Origin of the sequence: Avibacterium endocarditidis, assembly GCF_002921145.1 — a bacterium.
Classification (GTDB): Bacteria; Pseudomonadota; Gammaproteobacteria; order Enterobacterales; family Pasteurellaceae; genus Avibacterium; species Avibacterium endocarditidis.
In genome coordinates, this window is sequence record NZ_PQVI01000058.1 from 1 (window position 1) to 9,014 (window position 9,014).

Consider the following 9,014-nt stretch of genomic DNA (forward strand, 5'->3'; position numbering starts at 1 on the left):
TTTTCGTTTACTCCGCTGCCAACTCAATCAACCTCAATGTCAATTCACAAGATTTCACGAAAGAAGTAACAGGCAGAAATTCAAAGCGGGAATGAAAGTTATGTGCGCTGGTGAAATAATTTGACATTGTGATGTCTTTCATAGACATACAAATTGTCAGAGCAAACTACACACAGAATCCCGCCAAATTAATTTAGGTTCTAGCAAAATAGATTGTTCGCTTTTATGGGGGTTTTTAATACGTTCTAACAGCGTTTCCACCGCAAGTTTGCCTAATTCGGCTTTAGGTTGATGAATGGTGGTGAGCGGTGGGGCGAGATATTGCGCCAGGGTAATATCATCATAGCCAATCACAGAAAGATCTTGCGGAATACGCAAACCATTTTGCCACGCCACTTGATAAACGCCTACTGCAATCGTGTCGCTACACGCAAACACAGCCGTAGGCCGTTTGCCAGCTTGTAATAGTTTTTTCATTCCTTCCACGCCACCTTCAAAATCAAAAATGGCTTTCGATAATCCATTCATCACGAATGGCTAACTGATGTTCGTTTAAGGCTTTTTTATAGCCTTGCAAACGATTTTGTGCGAGGGATTTATTCAGATTTCCTGTGATAATCGCAATCTCTTTATGTCCTTGCTCAATTAAGCATTTTGTCGCAAGATACGCACCAAGTTCAGAATTTTCATAAATTTTATCCGCACTTAATGCCGTTGGCCACCAGTCCATAATCACCATTGGTAAGGCAACATCAAGTTGTTTAAGAAAGGAATGACGGCTATCAGAATACATTAACAACAAGCCGTCCACCTGTTTTTGAATCAGCGTTTGAATATTTTGCTCTAAGCGATCTTCATTGCCATCTAGACTTGAAATAATCAGATTATAATCGTGCTGATTACAATACTGCTCAACGCCACTCACCACTTCCGCAAAAAAAGGGTTGTTGGTTGCAGTAACCAACATTCCCAAGGTTTTAGTTTGCTTGATTTTCAGGCTTCTCGCCAAGGCGGAAGGGCGATAATTCAGTTCTTTGACAACCTTCATTATGCGTTCTCGCATTGCATCGCTCACATAGCCCGTGTTATTAATCACGTGCGACACGGTGGAGGTTGAAACCTGTGCGATGCGTGCAATATCTTTCATTGTTGCCATAATGACTTCTCAAATTTTGATCACTAAATGCTTGTCATTCTAATGAGCCTGAGCCAAAAAATCGAGGGTTTCTTGCCGAGTAGGAATGGAGGTTTGTGCGCCTAAACGGGTAACACTTATCGCTGCGGCGGCTTGGGCAAAATGAATAGCTTGATTTAACGATTTGCCCTCTAATAATGCCGTCATCAACGCGCCATTAAAGGTATCCCCAGCAGCGGTGGTATCTGTTGCCTGCACCACAAAGCCCTGCACGATTTCTTGTTGGTTTTGATGGCTGACAAAAACCCCTTTCGCACCTAAGGTAATCAATACCATTTCCACCCCTTTTTGATGAAAAACTTGCGCAGATTGCACCGCACTTTGGTAATCCACCACTTTCACGCCTGTAAGAATTTCCGCTTCTGTTTCATTTGGCGTAATCATTGTTAGCTGCCCCAACAATTCATCAGGCAGTGGCTGTGCAGGCGCGGGATTTAGCACCACTTGCTTACCTGCTTGTTTCGCTAATTTCGCGGCACACAGCACACCGTCTAAGGGGGTTTCTAATTGCATCAGCAAAGCATCGCTCTGCTCAATAATATGAGCGAAAGACTGTACCCTATCAGCATTCAGATAAGCATTCGCCCCCGCGGAAATCACAATGCTATTTTCGCCGCTGTCTGCCACTTGAATCATTGCAATCCCTGTGCGAGCCTGTGTAACTTCAGAAATTGCCGCCGTATTCATTCCCGCTTGCACGAAAGATTTTTTCATCTCCCGCCCAATATCGTCATTTCCTACACAAGCGATAAAATTCACCCTCGCTCCCAAGCGTGCCGCCGCCACCGCTTGATTTGCCCCCTTTCCGCCGTACACCACTTGATAATTACGTCCCGACAAGGTTTCCCCCGGCTGTGGAAAATGTGACACTTGAATAAGATGATCTGCGTTAATACTACCGAGAATGGTTAGGGTTGAATTGCGCATAGTTATTCCTTAATAAAAATCAACGAAAAAGCACCGCACTTATATTTTGTGCATATTGCGAAATACATTGATTAAAACGTGATGACACGCGAAAAATATTTCGCAATATACCCAATATACGAAAGTGAAATTCAAGGCGAATAGAAAATCCGCCTTGAATAATTAAAGGATTATTGACTGATCACTTTTAATGGCACAGGGATTTGTGCTTCAACAGCTTCGCCTTTAATCACCTTGTCAGCCGTCTGCACGCCTAATGCACCAATTAACTCTGGTTGTTGTGCAATAGTCGCAGCTAATTTGCCACTTTTTACTGCTTTTACGCCATCATCTGTACCATCAAACCCAACAATTAACACCGATTTATTCGCCGCTTGAACAGCTCGAATTGCACCCAGTGCCATTTCATCATTTTGAGCAAATACCGCTTGCACATTTGGTTGCGCAGTGAGTAAGTTTTCCATTACATTTAAGCCTTTGGTGCGATCAAAATCTGCAGGCTGACTGGCTAATACGTCAAATTTATGTGCTTCTACCGCTTGTTTAAAACCTTCACCACGTTCACGCGCAGCGGACGTTCCGGCAATACCTTCTAATTGAATGACTTTCGCATTATTTCCTAATTTTTCTGCGATGAAATCCCCTGCCATTTTGCCGCCAGCCACATTATCAGAAGCAATATGACTCACCACTTTGCCTTGTGCTGCACCACGGTCTAAGGTAATCACAGGAATATTTTTTTGATTTGCCATTCGCACCGCACTCGCTACTGCGGTAGAATCCGTTGGGTTAATCAGTAATACTTTCGCCCCGCGTACGGTGACATCTTCAACATTCGCCAGCTCTTTCGCTGGATCATTTTGTGAATCTAACACCACAAGGTTATAGCCCAATTTATCCGCTTCTTTTTCTGCCCCTTCTTTTAGGGTAACGAAAAACGGATTATCTAAAGTTGAAACGGCTAATGCAATGGTCTCTTTTGCCACCACCGCTTGGCTAACAGCCGAACCAAGAATCACTGCGGACGCCAGTAACGTTAATTTTTTCATACACATCTCCTTTCATTAGGTGAGTTTAAGTTAAGCATTTTTTCGACTGAAAAAATGATCGGTAAGTACAGCTGCCAAAATAACGATTGATTTTGCAATCATTTGATAGTAAGAAGAAATATCTAATAAATTCAAGGCATTATTTAAGAACCCAATAATCAGCGCACCAATTAATGTGCCAAAGATACGCCCTTTTCCGCCCATTAAACTTGTGCCACCGACAACAACTGCGGCAATCGCATCAAGCTCATAGGACACACCCGCGGTTGGCTGTGCGGAAGATAATCTTGAAGTCACAATCAATCCTGCAACGGTGGCTAAAAATCCGCTTACTGCATACACGAATATTTTTACTTTATCCACATTAATGCCTGATAAACGGGTTGCCGATTCATTGCCACCTAGGGCATAAATATAACGTCCCATTGGGGTATGTTTTAAGATATACCAAGCAACAAGGAAAATAATTGCCATTAACCAAATTGGGAAAGGAATATTGAATAAATACCCTGTTCCAAGGAAAGAAAATTGATCTGCCACATCAGAAAAACCCAGACTGATTGGTCGCCCATCGGTATAAACCATTGTTACGCCACGCAATAAGGTCATTGTTACCAAGGTAGCAATGAAAGCCTGAACTTTACCTTTCGCGATAATCACTCCGCTGATGCCACCTAATAAGGTGCCACAGAGTAAAACAAGGGGAATTACAATGAAAATAGATAAATCAAGGTTCACCAGTGAGGCGGCAATCGCGCCAGTTAATGCCAATACCGATCCTACTGAAAGATCGATCCCTGCAGTTAAAATCACAAAGGTCATTCCCACTGCGATAATGGCATTGACTGAGGTTTGACGCAAAATATTCAGCAAATTATCCATTGTGAAAAAATTCGGATTAATGCTAGAAACAATTACAATCAAGACAATTAAAGCCAAAATTGAACGTTGCTCAATCAGGAAATTTTTTAATTTTGTTGTTGTCATAATTTATCCTTTTAATGCTGTTGCGTGATAGCGGCGGTTAAGAGCTTTTCTTGGCTCACTTCTTCACGCAAGAATTCACCGAGAATTTCGCCATTATTCATCACCAAAACGCGATCACTCATACCAATAATTTCTGGCATATCGGAAGAAACCACGATAATGCTCATTCCTTCTTCTTTAAACTTATTGATTAACTGATAAATTCCTTTTTGCTCCCACATCAATACCACGAGTTGGCTCATCTAAGATTAAGACATCAGGCCGTGTCATCAACCCTTTGGCAATCGCCACTTTTGCTGATTACCGCCTGATAACAAGCCGATCATTTGATCCATTGAAGGAGTTTTCACATTAAACAGTAGATAAAATCATTAACGGTCATTTTTTCAGCTCGGTGATCGATCGCCCCATTCTTAGTGAGCTGCTTTAATGCGGTGAGTGTCATATTTTCTTTAATCGACATTCCCAACACCAAGCCATCACCTTTACGATCTTCAGAAATATATACAATGCCATTATTTAAGCCATCTTGCGGGGAACGAATCGTCAAAGCACGATTATGCAGAAAAATCTCACCGCTCTTTTTCGGTAACGCGCCATAAATGAGTTTCATCAGTTCCGTTCTGCCTGCCCCCATTAAACCTGACACGCCAAGAATTTCACCGCGATTTAACTGAAAAGACACGTTATTAACGCCCTGCCCCGTCAAATTTTGCACGCGTAATACTGGCTCACCAATAGGGCTATCAAGATGGGGATATTGTTCTTCTAGCTTTCTTCCCACCATTAGTTCAATAAGCTGCTCTTCATTAATGGCGGAAAGTTCACTTTCTGCAATAAACTCTCCATCGCGTAAAATGGTAACATCATCACAAATAGTAAAAATATCTTGCATTCGGTGAGAGATAAATACGATCCCACAACCTTCCGCTTTCAATTCTCGAATGACGTCAAACAGGGCTTGAGTTTCAGAATCGGTTAAGGCATCGGTTGGCTCGTCCATAATAATCACCTTGGCATCAAAACTTAATGCTTTGGCGATTTCAATCATTTGCAACTCACCTAAGGAAAGTTTTGCGACAGGTGTTGAAGGGTGATGTTTAACTTTCAAACGTTGCAGCAATTTTGCGGATTCTTCTGTCATTTTAGCCCAGTCAATACCGCCCAATTTATGGGTAAACTCCCGCCCTAAAAAATATTTTCAGCAATGGTTAAATTAGGAATAATATTGAGTTCTTGATGAATAATACTGATTCCCGCTAACTGAGAAAATTTCGGATTTTTATACCGCACTTTCTCTCCGTGAAAATAAATCTCTCCGCTATCTTGCTGATAAATCCCAGTGAGAATTTTCATCAAGGTTGATTTGCCTGCACCATTTTCCCCCATTAATGCCATCACTCTCCCCGCATAAACAGACAAACTCGCATTATGCAATGCCCGCACGCCAGGGAAGGATTTACAAATGTTGTCTAATCTTAAAATGGGTTTCATCACGCCCCCTTAAAATGGTACACCTGAAACAAGAATGATATTGGCATAAGGCGTACATTCGCCCGAACGCACAATAGCTTTACTCTCTTGGCTCAAAGCTTTAAATTCTTCGTGAAAGACATAATCCACGGTAATTTCGTTATTTTGTTGCCGCGCTAATTGTTCAAGTTTCTGCAATAACGCTTGATGAATGCTCGGATTTTTGTGTTCAATTTCTTTGGCTAAAATCACTCGCTCCACAAAACATTCGCCCACTACGGCATCAAAAACCGATAAAAAACTCGGAATCCCAGCACGCAAGGCAAGATCTACGGTTTCCATTCCCACTGGAATGGGTAAGCCTGCATCACAAATCGTTAAAAAATCCGTATGCCCAAGCTGCGCTATTTGCAATGACAGCGGTGCATTCAAAATTCCTGTTTTCTTCATATTGCCTCCCTAAAAACCATATCAAAACCTTACAAAAATTTTATCGAAACGTTTCGATAAATAAAAAATAACCGATCTAATCAAAATCTAAAACACCAAATTTTTAAAAATGTGAGAAAAATCACAGAAAATTTCCACCGCACTTTGTTTTTCACGAAAAGTTAAAATTTAATAAAAATGTGGGCTAATTTAAAAAGATCCAGTCATTTACCTCTTTTTTTGTAATTTCTCGAAAACCATACAATTTTCACGAACAATTTTTTATTTTCTTTGTCTTAGGCAAAACAACAAACACGCTTTCAGCAATGAAAGAAAATAGCGATAGATCCCTTTAAAAATTGAGATCTGTTCTTATTTTAAAATGACACTTAGTAACGAAATGGAGAAATGAAGTGAAAAGAAAACATTTTTTATTAACGAGTATCGCTCTTGGCTTAACTGTGCTTGGCACTTCGGTGAACGCAACGGCGACATTGCCTCCACCAAGCACGCTTTCTGGCACGCCTACTTTAGCGCCAATGTTAGAGCAAGTTCTACCTAGCGTCGTTTCCATTGCGGTGGAAGGAAAACAAAAAGCACGCTTCCAAAATGACGATATTCCTGAAGAATTCAAATTTTTCTTCGGGCCGGATATTTTTAAGAACAACGCTCCGCGTAGCTTCAAAGGTCTCGGCTCTGGTGTGATTATCAATGCCGCAAAAGGTTATGTGCTAACCAATAATCACGTTATTGATCAAGCAGATAAAATCACCGTGAAATTACAAGACGGACGCGAATTTAAAGCGAAATTAGTGGGCGCAGATGAGCTTTCTGATATTGCCTTAATTCAGCTAGAAGATCCGAAAAATCTTACTGAAATCAAAATGGCTGACTCCGATAAACTGCGCGTTGGTGATTACACCGTGGCAGTCGGCAACCCATTTGGTCTAGGACAAACAGTAACCTCAGGGATTGTTTCTGCTCTTGGACGCTCAACTGGCTCAGAGCGCGGTAGCTATGAAAATTACATTCAAACTGACGCCGCAGTAAACCAAGGCAATTCTGGTGGCCCATTGCTTAACCTTAATGGCGAATTAATCGGCATCAATACCGCCATTATCTCACCTAGTGGGGGAAATGCTGGGATCGCTTTCGCTATTCCAAGCAATATGGCAAACAGCCTTGTGAAACAAATCCTTGAATTTGGCGAAGTTCGCCGTGGATTATTAGGCATTAAAGGGGCTGAACTCAATGCTGATTTAGCCAAAGCCCTCAAAATTGATGCACAACAAGGCGCATTCATAAGTGAAGTATTGCCAGATTCTGCCGCAGAAAAAGCGGGCTTACAAGCCGGTGATGTGATCACGGCAATTAACGGTCAAAAACTATCCAGCTTCGCCGAATTGCGAGCCAAAATCGCCACCACTGGTGCGGGTAAAAACGTGGAATTAACCTATTTACGCGATAGTAAATCCAACACCACTTCCGTTACCTTACAACCAGATGAAGAAGCCAAAGCCAGCGCAACAAATCTTCTCCCAGCCTTAGAAGGCGCAGAGTTAAGCAACTATAATGCAAAAGGACAAAAAGGCGTTGAAATTAGCAAAATTAAGGATAAATCGCTCGCCCAACGCCTAGGTTTAAAAGACGGCGATGTGATTATCGGCATAAACCGCACCCCCCCGTTGAGAACCTAGACCAACTGCGTAAATCACTGAAAGATAAACCTTCTACTATCGCGTTAAATATTTTGCGTGGAAAACGAATTTTTATTTGTTGGTGCAATAAACTGAGGAGGCTTATAAAGACAGCTAATAAAACATCAGTTTTATTACCAAATAAATTCCAAGCTCCACATGTCCTTTAAAAGGACATGTGAATATCACATACTCCTTGAGTTTATCCCTTAAATTCATTATTTAATAAATTATATGTATATAGTAAGGGGCTTGAAGGATTTCAATCGCTAAAGAAAGTGCCTAACCTTGAAAAGGCTCACTAGATTGTAATACACCAGGCTTTTTTAAGACCGCAAGATAGTAAAAAAGATTATAGCTGTTCCTCCTTTAAAGATGTTTGCATAAGGTTTGGACTTGTCGCTTGACTTGCACTTTTTCCCCTGTAACCGGTGTACAGGTAACAGCTCAATCAGGAAATAGTTCATCATAGCTAAAAACCCGTCATTAAAGACACTCTCTTTACCCCATTTTATCTGGTTGACTATGGTTTTAGGATTCAGATGCACAAACCAGAGCCTAAAGATGACTTTGATATTGTACATTGCCAAGATGATTTGTGTTGGATGTATATACCAGATTATCGCGGACAAATTTATTATAACACTGTTACAGGTGAACCAATTACCATCAACGAGCTAAGCAAAACTCCGAAAAATCTCACCGCACTTAAACCATTGGATAAAACGTGCAAGTGGGACGGTGAGAAATGGATACTTGATAAAAACAAACGTAACTCCCTCCAACAACGCCAACAAATCCGCAATGCTAACGCTATCAATACCAAACATGATGATAGATGCGTAAACGGCGGGAGTTATGTGTCAGCGATCCCCAAAAGGGGGATACGGACAAAAAAGCCGTGCGACACTAGTCGAAATCAAAGCTGATTTCGATTGAAATGGTAAAGAGAATAACGGAGAGCCACGCATTTTTACGCTAATTTATGCGGATAACAGTACCACCCCTTGGAACTACCGACCAATGGTTTAATACTTATTACTGATGGCAGAGCGGACGAAAACCTTTTCAAGCCATTGCTATCGCCGTGCTATACTTGCCGACAAGCCAAAAGCCTGTTGGCGTTTTTGGTTTAAGTTTGTTAATGCCTTGTTTCGAGATCCGAGACATTGCCAGACAGCGTATGAAAGCGAGTTAAAGCGCAGGCAATATCCTGAAGATTTTCAATTAAGTTAAGCAAAAAAGCGGAATATTCCG

Annotated in this window: 5 protein-coding genes and 3 pseudogenes; 2 read left to right on the forward strand and 6 right to left on the reverse strand. The window is 41.4% G+C overall.

Annotated elements, in window-relative coordinates; translation table 11 throughout:
* Window positions 1-156 precede the first annotated feature (156 nt).
* The 6 genes and pseudogenes from C3Z13_RS04505 to rbsD all read right to left on the reverse strand — a co-directional run bounded on the left by C3Z13_RS04505 (window position 157) and on the right by rbsD (window position 6,081).
* Window positions 157-1,156 (reverse strand): annotated as a pseudogene (locus C3Z13_RS04505) (substrate-binding domain-containing protein).
* 39 nt (window positions 1,157-1,195) lie between these two features.
* Complete coding sequence (rbsK, locus tag C3Z13_RS04510) at window positions 1,196-2,122, reverse strand: ribokinase (RefSeq protein ID WP_103855130.1); 927 nt, start codon at window positions 2,120-2,122, stop codon at window positions 1,196-1,198.
* Between the two features lie 170 nt (window positions 2,123-2,292).
* Window positions 2,293-3,171 carry a ribose ABC transporter substrate-binding protein RbsB gene (gene rbsB, locus C3Z13_RS04515; protein WP_103855131.1) on the reverse strand — a complete coding sequence of 293 codons (879 nt, stop codon included), beginning with the start codon at window positions 3,169-3,171 and terminating at the stop codon, window positions 2,293-2,295.
* A 30-nt stretch (window positions 3,172-3,201) separates the two neighbouring features.
* Window positions 3,202-4,158: a ribose ABC transporter permease gene (gene rbsC, locus C3Z13_RS04520; protein WP_103852506.1), complete on the reverse strand. Its 957-nt coding sequence runs from the start codon at window positions 4,156-4,158 to the stop codon at window positions 3,202-3,204.
* Between the two features lie 11 nt (window positions 4,159-4,169).
* Window positions 4,170-5,652: pseudogene (gene rbsA, locus C3Z13_RS04525) on the reverse strand (ribose ABC transporter ATP-binding protein RbsA).
* 9 nt (window positions 5,653-5,661) lie between these two features.
* Window positions 5,662-6,081: a D-ribose pyranase gene (gene rbsD / locus C3Z13_RS04530; protein WP_103855132.1), complete on the reverse strand. Its 420-nt coding sequence runs from the start codon at window positions 6,079-6,081 to the stop codon at window positions 5,662-5,664.
* A 392-nt stretch (window positions 6,082-6,473) separates the two neighbouring features.
* Between rbsD and C3Z13_RS04535 the strand changes: the two are divergent.
* Window positions 6,474-7,848, forward strand: a pseudogene (locus tag C3Z13_RS04535) (Do family serine endopeptidase).
* A 451-nt stretch (window positions 7,849-8,299) separates the two neighbouring features.
* Window positions 8,300-8,686 (forward strand): tail fiber assembly protein, encoded by a 387-nt coding sequence (locus tag C3Z13_RS04545; RefSeq protein WP_103855135.1) that lies wholly within the window; start codon window positions 8,300-8,302, stop codon window positions 8,684-8,686.
* Window positions 8,687-9,014: the final 328 nt, after the last annotated feature.

Bases quoted from the DNA above. Each gene is read 5' to 3' on its own strand.
- rbsB (WP_103855131.1), bottom strand. From the start codon at position 3,171: ATGAAAAAATTAACGTTACTGGCGTCCGCAGTGATTCTTGGTTCGGCT.
- rbsK (WP_103855130.1), bottom strand. From the start codon at position 2,122: ATGCGCAATTCAACCCTAACCATTCTCGGTAGTATTAACGCAGATCAT.
- rbsC (WP_103852506.1), bottom strand. From the start codon at position 4,158: ATGACAACAACAAAATTAAAAAATTTCCTGATTGAGCAACGTTCAATT.
- C3Z13_RS04545 (WP_103855135.1), top strand. From the start codon at position 8,300: ATGCACAAACCAGAGCCTAAAGATGACTTTGATATTGTACATTGCCAA.
- rbsD (WP_103855132.1), bottom strand. From the start codon at position 6,081: ATGAAGAAAACAGGAATTTTGAATGCACCGCTGTCATTGCAAATAGCG.